The sequence below is a fragment of the Xylophilus ampelinus genome, from assembly GCF_003217575.1.
GTDB lineage: Bacteria > Pseudomonadota > Gammaproteobacteria > Burkholderiales > Burkholderiaceae_C > Xylophilus > Xylophilus ampelinus.
This window is the reverse complement of record NZ_QJTC01000007.1, coordinates 93,488-116,192: the sequence shown is the minus strand read 5'-3', so window position 1 is coordinate 116,192 and position 22,705 is coordinate 93,488. Positions and strand designations below refer to the sequence as shown.

Below are 22,705 nucleotides of genomic sequence, written 5' to 3'. Positions count from 1 at the left end.
ATCATCCCGAAGGCTCGAGAAGAAGCGATAGCCGCAGCCCAGTAGCATTTGGTCCGTTCTTCGTTGGGAGCACATCTATGCAGACAAGCCCACCTGAGCAGTGGATAGCGTGGGGCAAACTGGGACGGGCGGTCGATGGTTCGGTCGAAGCGACGCATCCGCTGTTGGACCACATGGCCGACGTGGCGGCGGTGCTGGAGACCGTGCTGCATCTGCCCGCTGTGCAGCGCGCGCTGGAACGCGCGGCAGGTCGCCCGCTGTCAGATGTTGACCGTGCTCGCCTGGCCGTCCTCGCCTTCCTGCACGACATCGGCAAGGCCAACGCGGGCTTCCAGGTACGCTACTGGCGAGAGCGTGCAGAGCGCCCTGCTGCATGGACCGTGGCCGAGTGCGGCCATGGGTCGCAGGGATGGGCCTTGTTCGGTCAAAGCTTGCATGGCGCGGCGCGAGTGACGGCGGGCTTGCCGCTGCAGGCCATGGAGACCTGGGGTGACGCTGTAAGGCCACTTCTGCACGCCAGCATCAGCCACCACGGTCGGCCGGTTGGCGACGAGGCCACGTTTTCCATCTGGCAGCCCGTGCGCGACGGCGTGGCATGCATCTACGACCCCGCCGTGACCGTGGCCGCGATGGGCGCCCGCGTCCAGGTTCTGTATCCGCAGGCCTTCGCCACGAAGGCGCCCGACTTGCCGGATGCACCTGTCTTCGCCCACCTGTTCGCCGGCCTCGTGCAGTTGGCCGATTGGCTGGGCTCGGACACGCGCCCCGGCTTCTTTCCTTATACCCGGCCCGGCGAAGACCGGGCCACTACCGCGCTCCAGTGCGCACGCCATGCGCTGCGCGCCGTTGGGCTGGACGTGGGCGGTGCCGCCGTGCGTCTGGCATCCACGGCATGCGACTTCGCGCAGGCCTTTGGCGTACCGTCGCCGCGTCCCATGCAGGCAGCCATGGCCGACGACAGCCTCGGCCCCGTGGTGGTGCTGGAAGCCGAGACCGGCAGCGGCAAGACCGAGGCTGCACTGTGGCGCTTCCTGCATCTGTGGCGGGCCGGACAGGTCGATGCGCTGTACTTTGCGTTGCCCACGCGTGTTGCCGCCTCGCAGTTGTACGAGCGTGTGCAGGCCTTCGTGCATCGGGTTTGGCCAGTCGATGCGCCGGTGGCCGTGCGCGCGCTGCCGGGCTACACCGCAGCCGATGGCGAGACGCCCCAAGCACTGCCCGACTTTCAGGTGTTGTGGTCCGACACGCCCGGCGATGCCGAGGCCGAACGCCGCTGGGCGGCAGAATCGCCCAAGCGCTACCTGGCCGCCACCATCGCGGTCGGCACCGTGGACCAGGCCCTGCTGGGCGCTTTGCAGATCAAGCACGCGCACCTGCGCCAGGCCATGCTGGCGCGCAGCCTCCTGGTGGTGGACGAGGTCCACGCCTCGGACGCCTACATGACGCGCTTGCTGGAGCATCTGCTGCGCGCCCATATGGCCTGCGGTGGCCAGGCGCTGCTGCTGTCGGCCACGTTGGGCGCCTCGGCGCGCTCGCGCTATCTGTCCATCGGTGGCAACCGCCGCACCGATAGTGTGCCACCGCCCCTCGCACAGGCCCAGGCCCTGCCCTATCCGGCCATCGGCCATCGCGCCGCCGGTGGGCCGACGCTGTTGCCCGTGGAAGGCAACCCGCGCCACAAAACCGTGTACTGGGAAACCTGGGACCAGATCGACGCACCCGATGCCATCGCCGTGCGCGCCGTCGAGGCCGCCGCTGCCGGCGCGCGCGTGCTGGTCGTGCGCAACACCGTGCCGGCGGCCGTCGCCACCTTGAAGGCGGTCGAGGCGCTGGCCGCGGCCCAGGGCCTCGACTGCCTGTTCCGCGTGGGCGATAACGGTGGCGCCAGCACGCTGCACCACAGCCGCTTCAGCCGCCAGGACCGGCCGCTGCTCGACGCCGAGGTGCAGGCCCAGGTCGGCAAGCAGCGCCGCCCGCGCGGTGGCTTGGTCGTCATCGGGACGCAGACCCTGGAACAGAGCCTGGACATCGACGCCGACCTGCTGATCACGGACCTGTGCCCCATGGACGTGCTGTTGCAACGCCTGGGCCGACTGCACCGGCACGAACGGCCCAGCCGGGAAGCTCCGAACGACCACCGGCCCGCGGGCTTCGAGCGGCCGTGCGTCTGGGTACTCACTCCACCCGGAAATGACCTCTCGCCCTTGCTCCAGCGCCAGCGCCATGGCCTGGGACCGATCCGCAAACCGGGCGAACCGATGGGCGGCGTCTACGTGGACCTACGCGTGGTCGAAGCTACGCGGCGCCTGATCACGGCGCAGCCTACACGCAGCATTCCCGCCGACAACCGCCTGCTCGTGGAGCAGGCCACGCACCCCGATGCGCTCGACGCCATCACGCAGGCGCTGGGCGAGGCCTGGGTCCGCTTCGGAATCGACTACGAGGGGGCGCTGGCCGCTACCAAGACCGTGGCAAATCTGCATGCGCTGTCCTTCGACCAGCCGTTCGACGATGTGCGGTTCCCGGAGAACGAGGGCCGCATCGGCAGCCGGCTGGGCGTGGCAGACCGCATCGTGGTCTTCGATCCGCCGCAGCAGGGGCCTTTCGGGAAAGCCGTCACGCAGTTGGCCATTCGGCATCATCTGCTGCCGCGTGGCCTGGCGCCAGACGCTCAAGCCTCCCAAGTATCGGCTCTGCCGGATGTCACCGGCTTCACGTTCGGGCTGGGATCGGCGCATTACCGCTACACCCGGCTAGGCGTGGAGCGTCTTCCATCCACAACCAAGGAGAGTGCTCACGATGCCGCATGACACGCCGTCCCCCGGCCTGCGCTGGAACCTGCTCGACGAAGCCCTGATCCGCTGGCGCTGCGTGGCGCATGGAGATTTGCACCGCAGCAGCCCGCCCACCTTGCTGGCCGCCCTGGCGACCGACACGGTGCGCGACTTCCCCGCCCTGCGGCCGCACCAGCGCCATCCGTGGCACGCCTTCCTCGCGCAGCTGGCCGCCGTCGCCTTGCACCGGGCAGGCCAGGCCGAACCTTGGGCAAACGCCGTGGACTGGGAGGCCGCCTTGCTGGCGCTGACGCCGGACGATGCGGACGGTGCGGCGTGGTGCCTGGTTGCACCGCCCGAGCGGCCGGCGTTATTGCAGACGCCCGTGCCAGGCGAACGCGTGGACGACTGGAAGAACGTGCTGCATGCCGCCGATGAGCTGGACATGCTGGTCACGTCCAAGAACCACGACCTCAAGGGCGCTCGCGCCTACCGCGCCGAGCCGGACGACTGGCTGTTCGCGCTGATCAGCCTGCAAACGCAGGAGGGTTTCCTGGGCGCCGGCAACTATGGCATCTCGCGCATGAATGGCGGTTTCGCCAGCCGCCCCGGCGTGGGTATTGCCCCGCTAGGCGCTTGGGGCGCGCGCTGGCGCGCGGACGTGCAGACGCTGCTGGCCCAGCGCGATGCCATCGCCGACCAACAGGGCTTTGCGGCCAACGCCGGCCACGCTCTACTGTGGCTGCTGCCCTGGGCTGGGAGCGATTCGCTGGCCATGGCCTCGCTCGATCCGCTGTACATCGAAATCTGCCGGCGCGTGCGTTTGACTGCCAACGACGACCGTCTGAGCGCGCGCGTCACAGGCAGCAAGACAGCGCGCGTCGCTGGCAAGGACCGCAACAACGGTGTCACCGGCGACCCCTGGACGCCGGTCGACACGGCCGACGGCAAGGCGCTCACGGTCTCGGGCGCGGGCTTCGAATACAAGCTCATGGCCGAGCTGCTCACGGGCGGACGCTTCACCCAGGGCGCCGCATGGCACCTGGATGGCTGGCCGCGCGACGCGAGCCTGCAACTCGTTGCCCAGGCGACCGTGCGCGGCCAGGGCAAGACCGAGGGTTACCACGAACGACGTATTCCCATCTCGCCCAAGCTGCGCGGCCGTCTCGCAGGGCCGCAGCGCGTAGCGGTCGCCGAAATGGCCAAGCACCGCATCGCTGCCATCGCTGCCCTTCGCAAGCTGCTATGGAGTTCGCTGGTGATCCTGTTAGCCAACGGTGATGGCGACGACCGCAACGACAGTATCAAAGACAAGGCAGGCCGTTTCGCACGGCCTTTCGAGCTGGGCGAGGACGTGCGCTTTTTCGACGACCTGGCGCGGGAGGCCGAAGCGGAAGACGCAGATTCCGCCGCACTGCGCGTGCAATGGATGTTGGGCTTGGTCGAGCGCGCCGAACGCGTCCTGGAACAAGCCTTCGAGGCCGGTCCGCGCAGCGCCATGCAGCGCTACAAGGCACGCGCGGCGGCACTGAGCCGCTTCCATTGCGCGCTGCGCGGCCCCAAGCCCGTGTTGCCGGAGCTTGCCCAGCACTACGCCCAACAGCGCCGCGACGCGGCGCCCGAACCACAAGGACACGACCGTGCCTGAGACCATCCCAGATTCCTCCGTGGCCGACGCCACCGACACATCCCCTGCACGCGGCAGCCCCTACGGCGCACTGGCCGCGCATGTGCGCAACGCGGGGCCGGGCGACCGCGCAGCGCTGGCGCGCATGGACCCCGACGCGCTGCGCCCGCACGAGATCGCCGCACTCTCGCGTGCGCTGCTCTCGGCCGGCCTGCAACCCGAGACTTGGCGCCCCGAAACCTGGCCGCGCTGGGCGCTCGTCGCCCACGGCATGGCGCTGGCGGGGCACGACGGGGGCGGCCGGCTCGGCCGGCAACTGGCACGGGCGGACGTGGCCGAGTCGCGCGTCACCAAACTGCTCACGGCCCGCGGCGAGGCCTTTCGCCAACTGCTGCCACGCGTGCTGCGGTTGCTGGCTTCCAAGGGCGTGCAGCCCAACTGGTTCGAGCTCGGAGAACTGGTACTCAAGGAAGACAGCAGCGCACACCACGACTTTCAGCGGGCCGAGCAACTGCGCATGCGCATCGCCGGTCCCTACTTTTCCGCTCTCGCGAGCAAGGCTTGAACACCTACCCATCGACTCCAGGAGAAACCATGACACTGCCCCGTTTCCTGCAAATCCATACGCTGCACAACTACCCCGCGGCGCTGCTCAACCGCGACGATGCCGGCTTGGCAAAGCGCCTGCCGTATGGCGATAAGGTGCGCACGCGCATTTCTTCACAATGCCTCAAGCGCCATTGGCGCGTGGCCGACGACGCGTTTGCGCTGAGCCGGTTGGAGGTACCGATGGCCGTGCGCTCACGCGAGACCCCGCGCCTGATCCGCGACAAGTTGGTACAGGCCGGCGTGGCCGAGCCGCTGGCGCAGTTCGCCGTGGAAGGCCTGCGCGCGGCGGGCCTGGTCGACAAGGCCAAGGACCGCAAAGGAAAGGATGCGCTGGAGACGGGCCAGGCCGTGCTGCTGGGCCATGCAGAGATCGAGTACCTCGTGCAGCGGTGTGCCGCGCTGGCCGCAGAACACAGCGAAGAGAAGGCGCTCAAGGCGGCCATTGCCGGCTTCCTCAACAAGGAAGAGAAGAAGAACATCGAAGCCCTGCGCCTGGGCAGCGGGCTGGAGTCTGCGATGTTCGGCCGCATGGTCACCTCCGACGTGCTGGCCAGCCGAGATGCAGCCATCTACGTGGCCCATGCCTTCACCGTACACGAAGCCCAGGTGGAGAACGACTATTTCACCGTGGTGGACGACCTGCTCCAGGAGGCGGGCGAGACCGGCTCGGCCGGCATCTTCGACACCGAACTGGCCAGCGGCCTGTACTACGGCTACCTAGTCGTCGATGTGCCGCAACTCGTCGCCAACCTCGAAGGGGTGTCTATCCAGGACTGGAGCAAGGCCACTCCGGAACAGCGCGCCCTGGCCGGCCGGGTGGTGCAGCACCTGCTGCATCTGGTGGCCACCGTGAGCCCGGGCGCCAAGCGTGGCTCCACCGCGCCCTTCGCCTGGGCCAAGTTCATGCTGGTGGAAGCTGGCGACTGGCAGCCCCGCAGCCTGGCCGGTGCATTCCAGAACGCGCTGCCATCCGACCAGCCCGCCCTGCGCAAGGCGGCTGTTCAGCGCCTTGCGGATGAAATCGCGCAGATGGACGCAGCCTGCGGTGCGCCGCTGTCGCGCCGCTACCTGGCGGTGGACGACGTGCAGGTGCCGGGGGCCGAGCGCCTGCCGTTGACGGCGCTGGCCGAATGGGCGCAGACCGCAGTCACGCGCGCGGAGGCCTGAGCATGGTGCGTCATCTGGTGTTGCGCCTGGCATCGCCGCTGATCGCCTTCGGTGGCGAGACCATCGACAACCAGGGCGTCATCCGTGACTTTCCGGCGTTGTCCATGCTGACGGGGCTCATCGCCAATGCGCTGGGCTGGGACCGTGGACAGGACGCCTTGCATAACCGCTTGCAGCAGCGCCTGCGCATGGGTACGGTGTTGGAGCCCATGGCGCTGCGCGGCGGCGCGGCGCAGGCGCAGCGGCTCATGGACTTCCAGACAGCCGAACTGGGCGCGGACGACAAGGGTTGGACAACGTGGGGCCAGCCGGAGAAACGGCGCGGCGGGGATGGCTCTTACGCCGGGCCGCATCTGCGCTACCGGCACTACCACGCGGAACTCACCGCGTGGGTCGTATTGCAACTGGAGCAAGCCGACGAAACGCCGACGTTGCAACAGGTTGCCGCTGCGCTAGACCGGCCGGCACGCCCGCTCTTCATCGGCCGCAAGCCCTGCCTGCCGTCCGGGCGCCTGGTGGCAGGCTGGCAAGAGGCCCAGCACGTGCTGGGTGCGCTACAAGCATGGTCCCAGCAGCTGCCGGCGCACGGAGAGGGCTGGCATGCACAGTGGCCTGATGGCCAGGGCGTCCTGCCGCTAGATCGCCGCAGCGACCTGTGCGACGAGCGCAACTGGACCAGCGGCTTGCACGGCGGCTGGCGGCCAGTGCGAGAAGGGCTGTTGCCAGTAAGGCAGACCGCATGAACACGCCATCGCTTCATCTGCTGCACACGCAGCCCGATGCGCGTCTGCTGGCCGCGTGGGTGGCGCGCCACCACACGCGGCACGAACGGCAGCCGTCAGACCTCGGCGACGCTTTGCATGGCCTGTTGCGCGCGGCCTTCGGCAAGGCTGCGCCGCAGCCTTTCCGCTACCTGGACGAGCGCCAGGGTCTGCTGGCCTACACAGCGCTGGATGCAGACGCCATGCGCATCCAGGTGGCGCTGGCCGATCCTCTGGCCGCGCAGACCCTGGGCCTGGGAGCCAACGGCCAGCACGATGGCTACCGCCTGCGGCCTTTTCCAACGCAGTGGCCGCAAGGCCAGGTGCTGGGTTTCGAGGTACGGCTGCGTCCCACGGTGCGCGCCGCCAAGGGCGAGCGCGATGCCTTCCTCCATGCCGTGGACCAGGCCCAGGGCGCGCCCTTGCTGCGCGAGGCGGTATATGTGCAATGGCTGCGCGACCATCTGGCGCCGCCCGAGAGTGACGTGCGCGAAGCCTGGCAGGGCGCAGTCGACCTGCTGGACGATGTCCACCTTGCTGGCTACCAACGCCAGCAGGTGGTGCGGCGCACCCAGGCAGCGGGCGCCGAGGCGCGGCGTGGCCGCGTGATCGACGGACCGGATGCGTTGCTCAAGGGACACCTGCGCGTGCGCGATTGCGCGGCCTTCGCGCAATTGCTGGCGCGTGGCATTGGGCGGCACCGTTCCTTCGGCTTCGGCATGCTGTTGCTGAGCCGGCCGGGCTGAGGGGGCAGGGTGCTCAAAGGCCGGCTGGGATTGGAGACGGCGCCCATCCCGCACGCGGACCGCCATGGCTTGCTGTGGCTGTCGCGCGGCGAGCTGTGCGTGATCGATGGCTGTCTCCATTTTCTGCGCGGGCGCGACAGCCTGACGCCTGGCATCGACCAGATTCCGCACCAGGCGGTGTCGATGATCCTGCTCGGGCCGGGCAGCAGCGTGACACATGATGCGCTGCGCCTGCTGGCACGCCATGGCACGTTGCTGGCGGCCGTAGGAGAGGACGGCGTGCGCAGCTACACGGCGCCTCCACTTCTGCCAGACCGGTCCGATATTGCACGGCGCCAAGCTGAACTGTGGGGCAACCCCCGCCGACGTATCAGCGTTGCACGCCACATGTATGCGCTGCGCCTGGGCGAAGTATTGCCGCACCGTGACCTGGACACCCTGCGGGGCATCGAAGGATCGCGCGTCAAGAATTTCTACAAGCTTATGGCGGAAAAACATGGCATTCAGTGGAAGGGGCGCCACTACGACCGCGCCAATCCCAATGCAACGGACCTTCCGAACCAAGCCATCAACCATGCGGCCACGGCGGTTCAGGCCGCTGCGGCTATTGCAGTGCAGTCATTAGCAGCACTTCCGCCCCTGGGATTCATTCACGAAGACTCGGGACAGTCCTTTGTCCTGGATATTGCGGACTTGTTCCGCGACACCGTAACCCTGCAGATCGCTTTCACTTCGGCCAAGCGTGCGGAACAGGTGAATGACTCGATAGACCGGCTGGTGCGACGCGAAGCTGCGACTACGTTTCGCAAACAGCAAGTAATTGGCGGGATGATCGACCGTATCAAGGCGGTTTTGCGGATGGAGGAGCTAAACCATGGCGTTGGTGATGATCGTGATCCGTGACGTGCCAGATCGTTTTCATGGTTTTTTGTCTTCGGTGATGCTGGAGGCAGCGCCCAACGTGTTCGTTTCTCCAAGAATGAATCCCGGCGTGCGTAGCCGCGTTTGGGATGTTATGAGCGATTGGCACGGATGCGAACCGCAGGGCAGTCTGGTCATGATCTGGCGTGACCTGAACGCCGTGGGTGGCGTGGGAGTCGCAAACTTGGGCAATCCGCCAAGGGAATTGGTGGAGGCTGATGGCATGTGGTTGGTCAGACGACGTGGACTATCATGCAAAAGCACTCCTTAAAATTTTGAATGCAATTGGTGCTTTCTCCTTACGGGGCTTGATGTTACATAGGAGGGGTTGCCCCGCGTGAGCGGGGATAGGCCGACAAGGTCAGTCGCACCGAAGACAGGCAGACCGGTTGCCCCGCGTGAGCGGGGATAGGCCCTCCCGAAAATCAGGATCGATAGCAGAAAGCATGGTTGCCCCGCGTGAGCGGGGATAGGCCCCGTCGCTTGAAGGGATGTAGGCTTTGCATGCAGGTTGCCCCGCGTGAGCGGGGATAGGCCCTTCTTTCAAGAAAGATAGATTCGCCGGTTTGCGGTTGCCCCGCGTGAGCGGGGATAGGCCCCAATACGGGATTGGGTGCAGTATCGATCAATGGGTTGCCCCGCGTGAGCGGGGATAGGCCCTTATCGGATTTGGTCTGTTCGGCTTCTGCCGCGGTTGCCCCGCGTGAGCGGGGATAGGCCCCCCTCCGGATACTGCTGCTTGTACAGCTCAGGGGTTGCCCCGCGTGAGCGGGGATAGGCCTTTTTCCTTTGCCAGTGGACCGACTGGCAGCGGGGTTGCCCCGCGTGAGCGGGGATAGGCCCACTTGTTGAGACTGAGACAAGCCCAGCCGCTGGGTTGCCCCGCGTGAGCGGGGATAGGCCGCGTCCGCGAAAGCGGCGCGGGAATGCACGCGCGGTTGCCCCGCGTGAGCGGGGATAGGCCCGTCCAGACGTAGCACGGTGGTCCTACGTCAAAGGTTGCCCCGCGTGAGCGGGGATAGGCCCACTTGTTGAGACTGAGACAAGCCCAGCCGCTGGGTTGCCCCGCGTGAGCGGGGATAGGCCGCGTCCGCGAAAGCGGCGCGGGAATGCACGCGCGGTTGCCCCGCGTGAGCGGGGATAGGCCCGTCCAGACGTAGCACGGTGGTCCTACGTCAAAGGTTGCCCCGCGTGAGCGGGGATAGGCCCTCCGGCTTGTACTTGCGCTCCTCGGTGCTGATGGTTGCCCCGCGTGAGCGGGGATAGGCCGTCCGAATCCGCCTGCCGAGGGACTGCCTACCGGGTTGCCCCGCGTGAGCGGGGATAGGCCCATGGTGATGGTCACCCTGACCTACCGGGGCGAGGTTGCCCCGCGTGAGCGGGGATAGGCCCCGGAGTTAACAATGATCCAAGTATCCGTGACGGGTTGCCCCGCGTGAGCGGGGATAGGCCCGTTGACGTGCTGCTGATCACCCAGAATTTCCGGGTTGCCCCGCGTGAGCGGGGATAGGCCCGCATCCCAGACGTGGGAGGAGTGCGTCAGGAGGGTTGCCCCGCGTGAGCGGGGATAGGCCCTCTTCGGCACGAAATTGCGGGGAATAATTCCCGGTTGCCCCGCGTGAGCGGGGATAGGCCCATCTGCTGAAGGTACTTTTTGGTTGCTTGTGCGGTTGCCCCGCGTGAGCGGGGATAGGCCCGATGGAGCTATCAGCCAAGGTGCCTACGCCACGGTTGCCCCGCGTGAGCGGGGATAGGCCCGTTTAATACTCCCGTAGATACATCTAAGGCTTGGTTGCCCCGCGTGAGCGGGGATAGGCCCTTAGCGGCTTGCGTTGCGGTCTTTTCCCATTCGGTTGCCCCGCGTGAGCGGGGATAGGCCCACCGCCGCTGCGCCACCGGCCAGGGCCTTTCCGGTTGCCCCGCGTGAGCGGGGATAGGCCCTTGTGGCGCTCGGTGAAGCCGAACAGGCCGCCGGTTGCCCCGCGTGAGCGGGGATAGGCCCATGGGGACCATGCCGGCACCGGATTGGCCGGGGGTTGCCCCGCGTGAGCGGGGATAGGCCCTTGGTCGAGATGAAGAAGGGGCGGCGACCAGCGGTTGCCCCGCGTGAGCGGGGATAGGCCCCAATACCGGTAACAGACAAACCGCTAAGGCCCGGTTGCCCCGCGTGAGCGGGGATAGGCCCCCTGCGGACGAACGTTTAGACCAGCTGCGCACGGTTGCCCCGCGTGAGCGGGGATAGGCCCGTTTCGTCTTCGCCGGGTTTATCGTGGATAGGGGTTGCCCCGCGTGAGCGGGGATAGGCCCAGGCGTTGACTCCTCAGCAAGTAGAAAAGCGTGGTTGCCCCGCGTGAGCGGGGATAGGCCCTAACAATAGGTAATCATCATCCGTATCAATTGGGTTGCCCCGCGTGAGCGGGGATAGGCCCTTCACGGCAAGCTTCTTGAGGCCCCAGATGGCGGTTGCCCCGCGTGAGCGGGGATAGGCCCCAGCCAGCGCGAGCAGTGCGACCCAGATCAGCGGTTGCCCCGCGTGAGCGGGGATAGGCCCTGGCAATGCGTGCGGGAGACCTCTGACTGTGGGGTTGCCCCGCGTGAGCGGGGATAGGCCCGGGACTAGAAGAAATCACATTGTCTTTAAAGTGGTTGCCCCGCGTGAGCGGGGATAGGCCCAGGCTACAGCACCCGCACAGGCCCCGGCACCTGGTTGCCCCGCGTGAGCGGGGATAGGCCCCTCGGCCAGAGCCTCATGAGCGCCGGCGTTGCGGTTGCCCCGCGTGAGCGGGGATAGGCCCTACAACAACCTCGGCAGCGATCGCTACTAGGAGGTTGCCCCGCGTGAGCGGGGATAGGCCCCGCCCGCTCAGCGGATCAAGGCCCCGTAGTCCGGTTGCCCCGCGTGAGCGGGGATAGGCCCTGCAGTGCGATGCGGTGTGCGTGTCCCAAAGTGGTTGCCCCGCGTGAGCGGGGATAGGCCCTCGTACGCGCCGTTGGGCTGGTACCCCAGCGCGGTTGCCCCGCGTGAGCGGGGATAGGCCCTATAACGGCCCCGCCAATAGCCGCACCTTTCAGGTTGCCCCGCGTGAGCGGGGATAGGCCCAAAGAATATCCCGGTATGTTTGAATGGGCTAAGGTTGCCCCGCGTGAGCGGGGATAGGCCCAGGCTATCGAAGCCCACCTGGACGACATCAAGGGTTGCCCCGCGTGAGCGGGGATAGGCCCCGCCGCGGCCAGACCTACACCTACCAGGGCCAGGTTGCCCCGCGTGAGCGGGGATAGGCCGCATTTGTCTTTTCCGTTCAAGGCCGAGTGCGAGGTTGCCCCGCGTGAGCGGGGATAGGCCCCAGCATGGGGCCAGTAATTAGCGGCTAAGTAAGGTTGCCCCGCGTGAGCGGGGATAGGCCGTCATGGAAGACGGCGTGTGTACCACCCCAAAAGGTTGCCCCGCGTGAGCGGGGATAGGCCCGACTCTTTCGAGCTCCGATCGACGGCTGCCTAGGTTGCCCCGCGTGAGCGGGGATAGGCCGTATCTGCAGCATGAATTCCCCCATCGCCGAAGGGTTGCCCCGCGTGAGCGGGGATAGGCCCTGCAGAGCCGTATCCTGTTCCGTCGTGCTGACGGTTGCCCCGCGTGAGCGGGGATAGGCCCCAGATGAGCAGCGGGATCAGCACCAAGCAGAAGGTTGCCCCGCGTGAGCGGGGATAGGCCGTAGCCCACGCCGTCGAGTGGAAGAACACGTCCGGTTGCCCCGCGTGAGCGGGGATAGGCCCTGGTGAGGTCCTTGCCGCCGAATTTGCGCCTAGGTTGCCCCGCGTGAGCGGGGATAGGCCGCCGCTCCAGCCAGCGCCAAAGCAGTCCACCTGGGTTGCCCCGCGTGAGCGGGGATAGGCCCGTCGAGGCGGAAGAATCCGGCCCACTCGATGAGGTTGCCCCGCGTGAGAGGGGATAGGCCCCGGCTATGCCGAAGTCGGCTGCGACACGCCCGGGTTGCCCCGCGTGAGCGGGGATAGGCCCGGCCGGTGATCGACGTAGGCCCTGCACGCCGCGGTTGCCCCGCGTGAGCGGGGATAGGCCGTTCTTCGTAAGCGTCCGACGAACACGCCCTTGACGCAGCGCGCCGCAGTGAGCTGATGGCAGAGGCTGCCACCGGTGCGGCAGCAGTTCAGCGACGAAGCGCACCTTGTGCGTCGGCAAGCGCTGCAGCACATCCTTCAGATACGCATGCGGGTCGAGCCCCTTGAGCTTGGCCGACTGGATCGAGCTCATCACGGCCGCGGCGCGTTGACCCGCGCGCAGTGAGCCCGCGAACAGCCAGTTCGAACGCCCGAGTGCGATCTGGTTCTCGACCCAGTTGTTGTCGATCGGGAGCTGCCCGTCGTCGATGTAGCGCGTTAGCGCAGCCCATCGCTTGAGGCTGTAGTCCAGTGCGCGCGCCAGACCTGTTGCGTCCGTCGCGCGCAGACGTTGCGCGAGCATCCAGGCGTGCAGCGAATCCGCCAGCGGGTGCGCCTTTTCTTGTCGCAGCCGCAGTCTCTGGCTCGTATCCAGGGTCCGCGCTTCGCGCTCGATCTCGTAGAGTTCGCCGAAGAACCTCAGGGCCTGCTCGGCCACCGCACTTCCGGTGTTCGCATGCAGCTCGAAGAACTTGCGCCGTGCATGGGCTGCGCAGCCCAGAACCGGCTCAGGGATTACTCCAATCGCGCGGTGCGCGGGCCGAAGCTGCTGGTGGTCGACGAGATCGGCTACCTGCCCTTCGGGCCGGACGAGGCCAATCTGTTCTTCAACGTCGTGGCCAGGCGCTACGAACGCGGCTCGATGGTGTTCACCAGCAATCTGCCGTTCACGCAGTGGCACAGCGCCTTCGCCGACGACCAGACGCTCACCGCGGCGATGTTCGACCGGCTCCTGCACCACGCCCACATCGTGCAGATCAGCGGCGAGAGCTACCGGTTGAAGGACAAGCGCAAGGCCGGACAGACGGCCAGGAGGGTGACGGCGGCGGCATGACCGGCGCCGCGCTGCTCGGCTGCTACGGGTTTCGCCCTGCGCAGCCGAGCAGCGCGAGGAAGCAGACCCTGGGTGGGTCAGATTTACTTCGGCGATCCGACGGAAGGTGGGTCAGATTTAAATCGGCGTTGACATACTGGCACACGCCCCAACTGAACAGGCGGACCGGGTGGCGTATTTGGCTCAGGCCGGAGTGATGCAGCCGTGTTCGCCCAGGCGCTGCCACGGCAGTCCGAGCACCAGCGCATCAAGCTGCTCACGGCTCAGTCCGGCCTGTGTTCCGAGGATGCTCGACATCCAGCTGAAGCGGCCTTGCTGCAAGCGGCGAGCGCACAGCCAGACGCCGATGCCGTCGTGCACCAGAAACTTCATCCGGGTGGCACGTCGATTGGCGAAGAGGTAAGCATGGTGCGGCTCGGCGGACTCGAAGACCTGAATGACACGGACCAGCGCGGTGTCGGTCCCACAGCGCATGTCGAGGGGTTCGGCGGCCAGCCAGACGGCGTCGATACGTATCACCGGAGCAGTTCGCGCAGCCAGGCTTTGCACGCGGGTGGCGCCGACACGGGCCAGGCCACCTCGATGGCCAGACCACCCCGAGTGAAGTTCGACGACCAAGTCTTCGGCTGGTGCCTGGACTGTCGGCGAAGGCGCGAGCGTGAGTGATGAAGGATGTCGCAGACAGCGGTGCCGATGCCAGCCGCCGCCACTTGTGCACCAGGTTTGCGTTGAGGCCGTAATCGCCGTCGAACCGGTTACTTCGCGTGGATGGAGATGGCTGGCCCCCAATCTGTGAGCAGATGAACCGGCCCGCCCTGTGACAGGGGCCTTGCCGCTTACCGCGCCTTACAAAGCGACAACCGGCGATTGCCGTGCGCTGTGTACCTTGACCGCATGCCGAACGTTTCATCCGGAACAACGGTTTCGATACGAGGAATGCCATGAACACTGTCCCCGACACCCTGACCCCGCACACCGGCCCTTCGCAGCCGGCCCTGAAGCCCTTGTGGATCGCGATCGGCGCACTGTGCGCAGCCGTGGCGGCGCTCGGCGGCACCCTGGCCTACCAGAACCTGCACGGCGACCATGCGGCAACGGCCCCGGTGGCCGGCACCGCGAGCGCGGTCGCACCCGGCATGGCGGGCGTTCAAAGCCCGCGCGACGACCTGATCGAAGCGCCCCGAAGCACCGCGGCCGTGGTGACGGCCCCGCCCGCTACGGCGTTGGTCCCCGTGACCCAGACGCCCGCACCGGTTCGGCCCGTGCCCACCCCGGTAGTACGTGCACCGACGGCACCTTCCGGCTACCAGCATACCCCCGCCTACTCGCCCGGTTACCCGAATACGCCGATGCCGGTCGCCCAAATCTGCGCGACCTGCGGGCGCATCGAGTCGGTGACGCCGGTGCAGCGTTCTTCGCCGACACCCAACGTTGCGGGCCTGGGTATCGGCGCGGTGACCGGCGGCGTGCTGGGGGGCTTGCTGGGCAACCAGATCGGCCACGGCTCCGGCCGGGCTGCAGCCACGGTGCTGGGTGCCGTGGGCGGTGGCTACCTGGGCAACACGGTGGAACAGCGCGCCCGCACCGTCACCGCGTATCAGGTGCGGGTGCGGATGGACGACGGCTCCACCCGTACCTTCGAGCGCGCCCAGGCCGTGCCGGTCGGCGAGCGTGTCACGCTGGAGGGCCGCGGCTTCCGCCTGGGCCAGGGCGCTACCTACTCGTCGAACGATCCGTACTACCGCAGCGTGTCGCAGCCCCAAGGCAGTTACTCGACCACCGGCCAATACTGAGAAAGTGTGAGAGGACCCACCGCGCGACCCGATTGAGCGGCGGTGGTCCTCGCCGCACACTCGGGCCGCTCGCTACGGTTCTTCCCCACCCTCCGGGCTGGACAACCCCCGGTGCCGCCGGCCCGGTTTGCGGCACACGCCTACCCACCCGGTGGTGGCTCTCGGCTAAGAGCGGCTAACACAACCCAGCGAAGCGGTTCTGGCTAGGCGCCGCATCGCAGACAGTACGAGTAGTACGACAAGGTGCGGCAACGACGCCAGAAGGGTTGTGTTAGCCGCTCTAAGGTCGATGCATCCTGTTCGATGCCGGCCTGCCCGGCGCGTGTGCCATGCTTTTTTCCCACCCCGCCTTCGACCGTGCCCATGCCTTGGGCACCCGCGCCCTGCGACCGACACAGCCCGGTGTGCGGGCGTTCCAGCTCTGGATGGATGCCGACGGCCTGCGCATGAGCGCGGCGATGTCGTTCTACGGCGTGCTGAGCCTGGCGCCCCTGTTGGTGCTGCTGGTGGCGGTACTGGGCTGGTGGCTGGACCGCAGCTATGTCGAGACCGAGCTGTTCGACCAGATCACCGCCGTGATCGGCCCGCGCGGTGCCGACGGCGTGCGCCAGTCGCTGGCCAGCGCGCAGAAGCCGTCGGACGGCATCGTGGCCTCGGCCATCGCGTTCGCGCTGCTGCTCTTCGGTGCGACCGGCGTGTTCGCCGAGCTGCAGTCGGCTTTCGAGCGGGTCTGGCAGCAGGGCCGGCCGCCGGCGCCGCCGAGCAAGTGGTGGTACGCCGCATCGCTGCGGCTGCGCGGCGTCGGCTACATCCTGGCCTTCGGCTTCTTGCTGATGGTGTCGCTGGTGATCACCACGGTGCTGGAGGTGGTGTCGGGCTGGGCCGGTGCCTGGCTGCCGCTGGAGCCGCTGCTGCGCATCCTGAACCAGCTGATCGCCTTCGCCTTCTGCACCGCGCTGTTCGCCGGGATGATGCGGCTCTCGACCGGACCGAAGCCCTCGCTGCGCTACATGGTGATGGGCGGCGCGATCGGCGCCACGCTGTTCACCGTCGGCAAATACGTGCTGGCGCTGTACCTGTCGCGGGCGGCGCTGGTGTCGGCCTACGGCGCGGCCGGCTCGCTGGTGGTGCTGCTGATGTGGATCTATTTCTCGTCGGCGATCCTGTTGCTGTCGGCGGGATGCGCGCGGGCGCTGTCGGATGCGGCGGGGGAGGGGGAGGCGGAACTGCGTGAGAAAGAGAACGCGGCAGCAGAGACGGCAACACGGTAAAGACGTCTTGGATAACGGAGCGATTTTGAAAGATAAGTAGCCATAGTCGGCGCCAATCGCCGGCTTCTAGCTATAAATTAGATAGCATTCTTTGCTCAGTGCGCGCCCACCACCACCACCGGTATCTCCGTGGCCGGCGGCGTGTTGCGGCTGCGGCCGCAGCGCACGACGCCGTCGATCATCACCATGCCGACGCCCGGGATGTCGCCCAATCGCACGCTCTCCAGCAGGCCCGGCGCGGGCGAGTACTGCGCCCGGTCCATGAACACGAAATCGGCGGCGCGGCCCACTTCGACCAGCCCGCAGTTCAGCTGGCGGATCTTCGCGGTGTTGCCGGTCGCGAAGCAGAACACCAGCTCGGCCGGGATGTTGGCGATCGAGGACAGCATCGCCACCATCCGCAAAATGCCCAGCGGCTGAACGCCCGAGCCGGCCGGGCCGTCGGTGCCGAGGATCACCCGGTGCGGGCACTTCAGTTCCAGCGCGGCACGGGCGGCGGCGATGGCCACGCGCTCGTTGCCGTTGTGCACGATCTCGATGGCGCGCGACGATTTCTCGCACAGCTCGCAGACGTGCGCCTCGGGCAGCGAGGTGTGGCCGCCGTTGATGTGGCCGATGATGTCGGCGTCGGCCTCCAGCACCACGTCCTTGTCGATCAGGCCCGAGCCGGGGATCGACGGACCACCGGTGTGGATGGTGCTTTGGATGCCGTACTTGCGCGCCCAGCCCACCATCTCCTTGGCCTCGTAGCCGGCCTTGACCGAGCCCAGGCCCACCTCGCCCAGCAGGCCCACGCCGGCCTCGGCCAGCTCCATGAAATCGCTCTCGACCATGCCGCGTTCGATGATCGGCGCGCCGGCCAGCACCTTCACGCCGCCGGGGCGGAAGTTGTCGAAGGCGCGCTGCGCGGTGATCGCCAGCGCCTTGAGGCCGACGATGTCCTTCGGCCGACCGGGCAGGTGCACCTCGCCGGCCGAAATCATGGTGGTCACCCCGCCGTGCATGGTGGAGTCGATCCAGCCCATCTGCCCCTGGCGCGGCGTCCAGTCGCCGAAGACCGGGTGCACGTGGCTGTCGATCAGGCCGGGCGCCACGCAGGTCTGGCGGCAGTCGATGACGGTCTTGGCGCCTTCGACGTCGCAGTCCTTGTATTTGCCGACCGCGGTGATCAGGCCGTCCTGCACGACGATGGTGTCGGCGTCGAGGATCGGCCGGCCGATGTCGCCCGAGAGCAGCAGGCCGATGTTCTGGATGACGACCTTGCCGGAAGTCGCACTGGTGGGGATGTCTGCCATGAAAGCTCCGGGCGGGCGCGGGCGGTGGGCCACCCTGCGGGGGATGGGTTTGGTGTAGTGGATACTACATAGACCGTCGCCCGCATGCAAGCTGCGTGCCGTGGGCGACATCCGACGTCGCCCAATGCGGCGGCGCCGGGGCCGCAGCGCAGGCCCGCAGCTAGCCAGCCGACACCGGCGCCACCGCGCGCAGCACCACGTCGATCATGAAGGCGTCCCAGTGCGCCAGCGCCTCGGGCTGCTCGATTTCCTCGCCGAGGAAGGCCGACAGCGTGTAGCGGTTGGACTGGTAGAAGTAGCCCATCGACGCGATCAGCAGGTACAGGTCGCGCGCCTGCATGTCGTGCCGGAAGACGCCGGCGCGCACGCCGCTCTCCTGCACCTGCGCGATAACCGAGACGGCCGGCGACGAGTATTCGCGCGCCCGTATCGATTTGGAGATGTGCTTGCCCTTGTGCAGGTTCTCGGTGTTGAGCAGGGTGACGAATTCGGGGTGCTTGCGGTAGTAGCCGCTCACGAAGCGCACCACCGCCTTGAGCGAATCCACCGGCGTGTCGAGCCGGATGTCGAGCGCCGCCTCTGCCTCGTTCATGCGGCTGTAGATCGTCTCGATCACCGCGATGAACAGGCCCTCCTTGCTGCCGAAGTAGTAGTAGATCATCCGGTCGAAGGACTTGGCCGCCTTCGATATCTTCTCGACGCTGCCGCCTTCGTAGCCGTAGCGGGCGAACACCTTGGTCGCCGCCTTCAGGATGTTGTCGCGCGTGGTCTGCGCGGCCAGCTCCCGCACGCCGGTGCCGCGGGTGCCGGTCTTCTTCGCGGCGGGCTTGCGTTCAGCCATGGCGCACGGAACGCACCGGGCATCGTCCAGCACGCGCCCGCCGCCGGGCCGCCCCACGGCGCGGCGCAGCCCGCCCCTCGGGGGATGGTGAACGACACGCAGCGCAGCGAAGTGAGAAGCCGAGGGGCATCATTTCTCGGCGAAGGCCCGTTCGATGACGAAGTCGCCGGGGGTGGAGGTATTGCCTTCCTTGAAGCCGCGGCTCTCCAGCAGGTGCTTCAGATCGGTCAGCATGTGCGGGCTGCCGCAGAGCATCACCCGGTCTTCGGCGGCGCCGATCGGCGGCAGGCCCAGGTCCGCCTCGAGCTTGCCGGTCTCGATCAGCTCGGTGATGCGGCCCATGTTGCGGTAGCTCTCGCGGGTCACCGTGGGGTAGTAGAGCAGCTGGCTGCGCACCAGGTCGCCCAGGAACTCGTGGTTGGGCAGGTGCTCGGTGACCATGTCGTGGTAGGCCAGCTCGTCGACCTGGCGCACGCCGTGGACCAGGATCACCTTCTCGAACTTCTCGTAGGTCTCGGGGTCGCGGATGATCGACAGGAAGGGAGCCAGGCCGGTGCCGGTGCCCAGCAGGTACAGGCGCTTGCCGGGCAGGGTGTAGTCGGTCAGCAGGGTGCCGGTGGGCTTCCTGCCGACGATGATCGTGTCGCCCACCTGGATGTGCTGCAGCCGCGAGGTGAGCGGGCCGTTGTCGACCTTGATGCTCAGGAACTCGAGGTGCTCCTCGTAGTTGGCGCTGGCGATGCTGTAGGCACGCAGCAGCGGCTTGTCGTTGACGCGCAGGCCGATCATCGTGAAATGGCCGTTGGAGAAGCGCAGCGACGGGTCGCGCGTCGTGGTGAAGGTGAACAGGCGGTCGGTCCAGTGGTGGACGGAGAGAACGCGTTCTTCGTTGAAGGCACTCATGGGCGTGGCAAAGGCGATTGAAGGATGGAGGAAGGCCGCCGGGTTCCGCGCAAGCCCGGCGGCGAGAGCGGGTTGTCTCCGGTGTCCATCGTGGCGGCCGGCGGCAGGGCAGCCGCGGATACCGCGATGGTAGGGCATCGGCCGGGCATGCACCGAACCCAGGCGTCGGGGCCGTCGCGGTGCGTGCGCGGCGCCCTGGAAAAGTGCGGAAAAACACCGGTTGCGGCTCCTGAACGAATGCGCTACATTGATCCGAAATGTAGCGCTCACAACATTTTGATGTAGTGAATGCTACACAAAATGACAGGCGTGTTCAAGCGGTGCCGGCGGCGACTTGCCGGCACCGCGATTCGCCCCGGTGCCCCACGAGCTGACATCCCACGCATGACGGAACACACCAAGACCGACGGCCTGCCCGGCATGGACATGCCGGTGCCGACGCCCCCGCCGGAGGCCGCCGCCCCGCGCAGCGCCCGGCCCGTCGTGCCCAAGATCGAGTGCAACGCCTGCCCGGTGCTGTGCCAGATATCGGAGGGCCGCACCGGCGCCTGCGACCGCTACGCCAACCAGGCAGGCGCGCTGGTGCGGGTCGATCCGGTGGTGCTGCTGCGCCGCACGCTGGCCGCCGGCGAGGCCGGGCTGGTGGCTTTCGCGCCGCCCGATGCCGAAGCCGTCGAAAGCGCGGACGACACCGCCCCGCCGACCGCCGCCTGGAGCGGCGACCTGCTGCATGCCGACGAGGTCTTCGTCACCGGCGTAGGTTCCTCCACCACCTACCCCGACTACAAGCCCGCGCCCTTCATCGTGTCGTCGAAGGCGCAGGGCGTCGACATGGTGACGGTCGTCACCGAAGGCATCTTCAGCTACTGCAGCTTCAAGGTGAAGATGGACACCGACCGCTTCCTCGGCCCCGAGCAGGCCGACATCCGCTGCAAGGGCGAGGTGGTGGGCCATGTGACGACGGCCGAGTATGGCTCGCAGATGCTGTCGCTCGGCGGGGTGCACCACCTCACCGGCGGCAGCAAGAAAGAGGGCCGCATCACCGCCGAGATGATGCAGCTGCTGGGCAACAAGCAGGCGGTGGAGCTGACCATCGACGGCGGCTCGCAGATCGTGGTGCAGGCCGGCCGCGCGCCCATCGTCAACGGGGTGCAAGAACAGCGGATGCGGGTCGGCTGCGGCTCGGCCACCATCGGCATCTTCGCCAAGCAGCTGCTCGGCCATGTGGACGAGGTGGTGGTGGTCGACGACCACATCACCGGCGTGCTCTCGGAGCACCAGGCCGGCCGCTGCCTCGACATGCGCAGGTCGGGCATCAGGATGCTCGGCCGCAAGTCGACGCCGGGCCGCTACTTCCAGGTGGCCAACCCCGGCACCGGATGGGGCGGCACCGACATCGCCGAGCCGCTCTCGATCATCGAGGGCTGGGACGACGGCACCGCCTGGCCGGGCCTGCGCCTTTTGATGACCTCCACCACCGGCGAGCATGCCGCCTGGTACGTGCTCGATGCGCAGCTGCAGCCGGTCGAGCAGCCGATGCCCGCCGAGGTGCGCGCGGTGGTCGAGCGCATCGGCGAGAACTGCGAGCCTTCGCTCTGCACCGTGCTGTTCCTGGGCGGCGCCGGCGGCAGCCTGCGGGCGGGCGTCACCGACAACCCGGTGCAGCTCACCCGGGCGATCAAGCAGGCGCTGGTCAACGTGACCTGCGGCGGCGCGCCGGCCTATGTCTGGCCCGGCGGCGGCATCACCGTGATGGCCGACGTGATGCGCATGCCCGACGACAGCTTCGGCACCGTGCCCACGCCCGCCATCGTGGCGCCGATCGAATTCAGCATGTCGCTCGACGACTACGGCCTGCTCGGCGGCCACCTGGACCATGTGCGGTCGCTGGAGCAGGTGCTGCGCACCGGCGGCTGGCACACCGACGGCGCGCCCCGCGCCCTGCGCTGGGTGCCGCAGCCGGCCGCCAATCCCTGGCCGCTGGGCCACGCGCCGCTGCTGGGCTGAGCGCGGTGGCCGCCTCCCGCGCGACGCTCCCGGACGGCCGCTGGCATTTCCAGCACGGCCCGATCGACCTGGTCATCGGGGCCGAAGGCGATGCCGCGGACGTGGCCGATGCGCATGCCGCGGCCTGGCGGCGCTTCCTGCCGCTACTCGACGAGCTGGTCGCGGAGTTGCCCGCGCTGCGACGGCCGATCGGCGCCGACTGCCCGGTGCAAGGCCCGGTGGCGCGCCGCATGTGGAGCGCCTGCGCGCCGCACCGCGCCGTCTACCTCACCCCCATGGCGGCGGTGGCCGGCAGCGTGGCGCAGGAGATCGTCGCCTGCTACGACCGGCCGGGCATCCGCCGCGCCTGGGTCAACAACGGCGGCGACATCGCGCTGCACCTGGCGCCGGGCGCGCAGGTGCGGGTGGGCCTGGTGGCCGACGTGGCGCGCTTCGGTCCGGCCGAGATGGACCGGGCCGCAGGGCACGGCATCGCCACCGACGGCCGGTTCGCCGTCGACGCGGCGCTGCCGGTGCGCGGCATCGCCACCAGCGGCTGGCGCGGCCGCAGCTTCTCGCGGGGCATCGCCGACAGCGTCACCGTGCTGGCCCGCACCGCGGCCGAGGCCGATGCCTGCGCCACCCTGGTCGCCAATGCGGTGGACGTCGACGATGCCCGCATCCAGCGCCGCCCGGCCTGCGACCTGAAGGACGACAGCGACCTGGGCCGCCTGCCGGTCACGGCAGAGGTGCCGCCGCTGGGCGCCGACGCGGTGCGCCGCGCACTCGCCGCCGGCCTTCGGGAGGCCTGCCGCCTGCGCGACGCCGGCCACCTGTGGGCGGCCGCGCTGGTCTGCCAGGGCCGGCTCGTGGTCGCGCAGAATGCGCATGCGGCGCAGCGGCCCCCGCCGCCGCCGACAGAGGCGGCGCGCACCACCGGCGCACCCGCCGAGCCGCTGCGGGTTGGTTCGGTATTTGCTTAACGAATGGCAGGATTGCCGGC

General features: G+C 68.0%; 16 protein-coding genes, 2 pseudogenes and 1 CRISPR repeat array. Of the genes and pseudogenes, 13 read left to right on the top strand and 5 right to left on the bottom strand.

Annotation, left to right across the window (positions count from 1 at the left end):
- Window positions 1–77 precede the first annotated feature (77 nt).
- The 8 genes from cas3 to cas2e are packed head-to-tail and all read left to right on the top strand — an operon-like array spanning window position 78 to window position 8,876.
- Window positions 78–2,810 (top strand): CRISPR-associated helicase Cas3', encoded by a 2,733-nt coding sequence (gene cas3 / locus DFQ15_RS06790; RefSeq protein ID WP_110465246.1) that lies wholly within the window; start codon window positions 78–80, stop codon window positions 2,808–2,810.
- Window positions 2,800–4,422 (top strand): type I-E CRISPR-associated protein Cse1/CasA, encoded by a 1,623-nt coding sequence (locus tag DFQ15_RS06785; protein ID WP_110465245.1) that lies wholly within the window; start codon window positions 2,800–2,802, stop codon window positions 4,420–4,422. Before cas3 ends, DFQ15_RS06785 begins: the two co-directional genes overlap by 11 nt.
- Complete coding sequence (gene casB, locus DFQ15_RS06780; RefSeq protein ID WP_199399827.1) at window positions 4,415–4,966, top strand: type I-E CRISPR-associated protein Cse2/CasB; 552 nt, start codon at window positions 4,415–4,417, stop codon at window positions 4,964–4,966. The genes DFQ15_RS06785 and casB overlap by 8 nt, the downstream gene beginning before the upstream one ends.
- Before the next feature lie 29 nt (window positions 4,967–4,995).
- Complete coding sequence (gene cas7e, locus DFQ15_RS06775) at window positions 4,996–6,177, top strand: type I-E CRISPR-associated protein Cas7/Cse4/CasC (protein ID WP_110465243.1); 1,182 nt, start codon at window positions 4,996–4,998, stop codon at window positions 6,175–6,177.
- A 2-nt stretch (window positions 6,178–6,179) separates the two neighbouring features.
- Window positions 6,180–6,920 (top strand): type I-E CRISPR-associated protein Cas5/CasD, encoded by a 741-nt coding sequence (cas5e, locus tag DFQ15_RS06770; RefSeq protein ID WP_110465274.1) that lies wholly within the window; start codon window positions 6,180–6,182, stop codon window positions 6,918–6,920.
- Entirely contained in the window at window positions 6,917–7,684 is a 768-nt protein-coding gene (cas6e, locus tag DFQ15_RS06765; protein ID WP_110465242.1) for a type I-E CRISPR-associated protein Cas6/Cse3/CasE, read from the top strand. The genes cas5e and cas6e overlap by 4 nt, the downstream gene beginning before the upstream one ends.
- 9 nt (window positions 7,685–7,693) lie before the next feature.
- Entirely contained in the window at window positions 7,694–8,587 is an 894-nt protein-coding gene (cas1e, locus tag DFQ15_RS06760) for a type I-E CRISPR-associated endonuclease Cas1e (protein ID WP_110465241.1), read from the top strand.
- Window positions 8,559–8,876: a type I-E CRISPR-associated endoribonuclease Cas2e gene (gene cas2e, locus DFQ15_RS06755; RefSeq protein WP_110465240.1), complete on the top strand. Its 318-nt coding sequence runs from the start codon at window positions 8,559–8,561 to the stop codon at window positions 8,874–8,876. The genes cas1e and cas2e overlap by 29 nt, the downstream gene beginning before the upstream one ends.
- Window positions 8,877–8,931: 55 nt before the next feature.
- Window positions 8,932–12,681: a CRISPR direct-repeat array (repeat unit 29 nt; unit sequence GGTTGCCCCGCGTGAGCGGGGATAGGCCC).
- Between the two features lie 86 nt (window positions 12,682–12,767).
- Here the strand turns inward: cas2e and DFQ15_RS18190 are convergent.
- Window positions 12,768–13,241, bottom strand: a pseudogene (locus tag DFQ15_RS18190) (IS66 family transposase); the annotation flags it as partial.
- Window positions 13,242–13,277: 36 nt separating this feature from the next.
- Between DFQ15_RS18190 and DFQ15_RS06740 the strand changes: the two are divergent.
- Window positions 13,278–13,613 (top strand): annotated as a pseudogene (locus tag DFQ15_RS06740) (ATP-binding protein); the annotation flags it as partial.
- Between the two features lie 183 nt (window positions 13,614–13,796).
- On the opposite strand, the gene tnpB reads toward DFQ15_RS06740, so the two are convergent.
- Window positions 13,797–14,132 (bottom strand): IS66 family insertion sequence element accessory protein TnpB, encoded by a 336-nt coding sequence (gene tnpB, locus DFQ15_RS06735; protein WP_110465239.1) that lies wholly within the window; start codon window positions 14,130–14,132, stop codon window positions 13,797–13,799.
- A gap of 422 nt (window positions 14,133–14,554) precedes the next feature.
- On the opposite strand from tnpB, the gene DFQ15_RS06730 reads away from it, so the two are divergent.
- Together DFQ15_RS06730 and DFQ15_RS06725 are read left to right on the top strand one after the other, a co-directional pair.
- Complete coding sequence (locus DFQ15_RS06730) at window positions 14,555–15,406, top strand: outer membrane lipoprotein (protein ID WP_110465238.1); 852 nt, start codon at window positions 14,555–14,557, stop codon at window positions 15,404–15,406.
- Between the two features lie 329 nt (window positions 15,407–15,735).
- Window positions 15,736–16,677, top strand: coding sequence for a YihY/virulence factor BrkB family protein (locus tag DFQ15_RS06725; protein ID WP_110465237.1), 942 nt, complete (start codon window positions 15,736–15,738; stop codon window positions 16,675–16,677).
- 95 nt (window positions 16,678–16,772) lie between these two features.
- Here DFQ15_RS06725 and DFQ15_RS06720 read toward each other — a convergent pair whose 3' ends face one another.
- From DFQ15_RS06720 to DFQ15_RS06710, 3 genes are all read right to left on the bottom strand, one after another.
- Window positions 16,773–17,972 (bottom strand): amidohydrolase family protein, encoded by a 1,200-nt coding sequence (locus DFQ15_RS06720; protein WP_110465236.1) that lies wholly within the window; start codon window positions 17,970–17,972, stop codon window positions 16,773–16,775.
- 160 nt (window positions 17,973–18,132) lie between these two features.
- Complete coding sequence (locus DFQ15_RS06715; protein ID WP_110465235.1) at window positions 18,133–18,813, bottom strand: TetR/AcrR family transcriptional regulator; 681 nt, start codon at window positions 18,811–18,813, stop codon at window positions 18,133–18,135.
- A gap of 129 nt (window positions 18,814–18,942) precedes the next feature.
- The gene (locus DFQ15_RS06710; RefSeq protein WP_110465234.1) at window positions 18,943–19,716 is read right to left on the bottom strand and encodes a ferredoxin--NADP reductase; all 774 of its coding nucleotides are present in this window, start codon (window positions 19,714–19,716) and stop codon (window positions 18,943–18,945) included.
- A 384-nt stretch (window positions 19,717–20,100) separates the two neighbouring features.
- Here DFQ15_RS06710 and DFQ15_RS06705 point away from each other — a divergent pair, with 384 nt between their 5' ends.
- Both DFQ15_RS06705 and DFQ15_RS06700 read left to right on the top strand, forming a co-directional pair.
- Window positions 20,101–21,723 (top strand): 6-hydroxynicotinate reductase, encoded by a 1,623-nt coding sequence (locus DFQ15_RS06705; protein WP_110465233.1) that lies wholly within the window; start codon window positions 20,101–20,103, stop codon window positions 21,721–21,723.
- Between the two features lie 5 nt (window positions 21,724–21,728).
- Window positions 21,729–22,685 (top strand): UPF0280 family protein, encoded by a 957-nt coding sequence (locus DFQ15_RS06700; protein ID WP_110465232.1) that lies wholly within the window; start codon window positions 21,729–21,731, stop codon window positions 22,683–22,685.
- Window positions 22,686–22,705: the final 20 nt, after the last annotated feature.

Bases quoted from the DNA above. Each gene is read 5' to 3' on its own strand.
- cas3 (WP_110465246.1), top strand. From the start codon at position 78: ATGCAGACAAGCCCACCTGAGCAGTGGATAGCGTGGGGCAAACTGGGA.
- DFQ15_RS06785 (WP_110465245.1), top strand. From the start codon at position 2,800: ATGCCGCATGACACGCCGTCCCCCGGCCTGCGCTGGAACCTGCTCGAC.
- cas7e (WP_110465243.1), top strand. From the start codon at position 4,996: ATGACACTGCCCCGTTTCCTGCAAATCCATACGCTGCACAACTACCCC.
- cas5e (WP_110465274.1), top strand. From the start codon at position 6,180: ATGGTGCGTCATCTGGTGTTGCGCCTGGCATCGCCGCTGATCGCCTTC.
- cas6e (WP_110465242.1), top strand. From the start codon at position 6,917: ATGAACACGCCATCGCTTCATCTGCTGCACACGCAGCCCGATGCGCGT.
- cas2e (WP_110465240.1), top strand. From the start codon at position 8,559: ATGGCGTTGGTGATGATCGTGATCCGTGACGTGCCAGATCGTTTTCAT.
- DFQ15_RS06730 (WP_110465238.1), top strand. From the start codon at position 14,555: ATGAACACTGTCCCCGACACCCTGACCCCGCACACCGGCCCTTCGCAG.
- DFQ15_RS06725 (WP_110465237.1), top strand. From the start codon at position 15,736: ATGCTTTTTTCCCACCCCGCCTTCGACCGTGCCCATGCCTTGGGCACC.
- DFQ15_RS06720 (WP_110465236.1), bottom strand. From the start codon at position 17,972: ATGGCAGACATCCCCACCAGTGCGACTTCCGGCAAGGTCGTCATCCAG.
- DFQ15_RS06715 (WP_110465235.1), bottom strand. From the start codon at position 18,813: ATGGCTGAACGCAAGCCCGCCGCGAAGAAGACCGGCACCCGCGGCACC.
- DFQ15_RS06710 (WP_110465234.1), bottom strand. From the start codon at position 19,716: ATGAGTGCCTTCAACGAAGAACGCGTTCTCTCCGTCCACCACTGGACC.
- DFQ15_RS06705 (WP_110465233.1), top strand. From the start codon at position 20,101: ATGACGGAACACACCAAGACCGACGGCCTGCCCGGCATGGACATGCCG.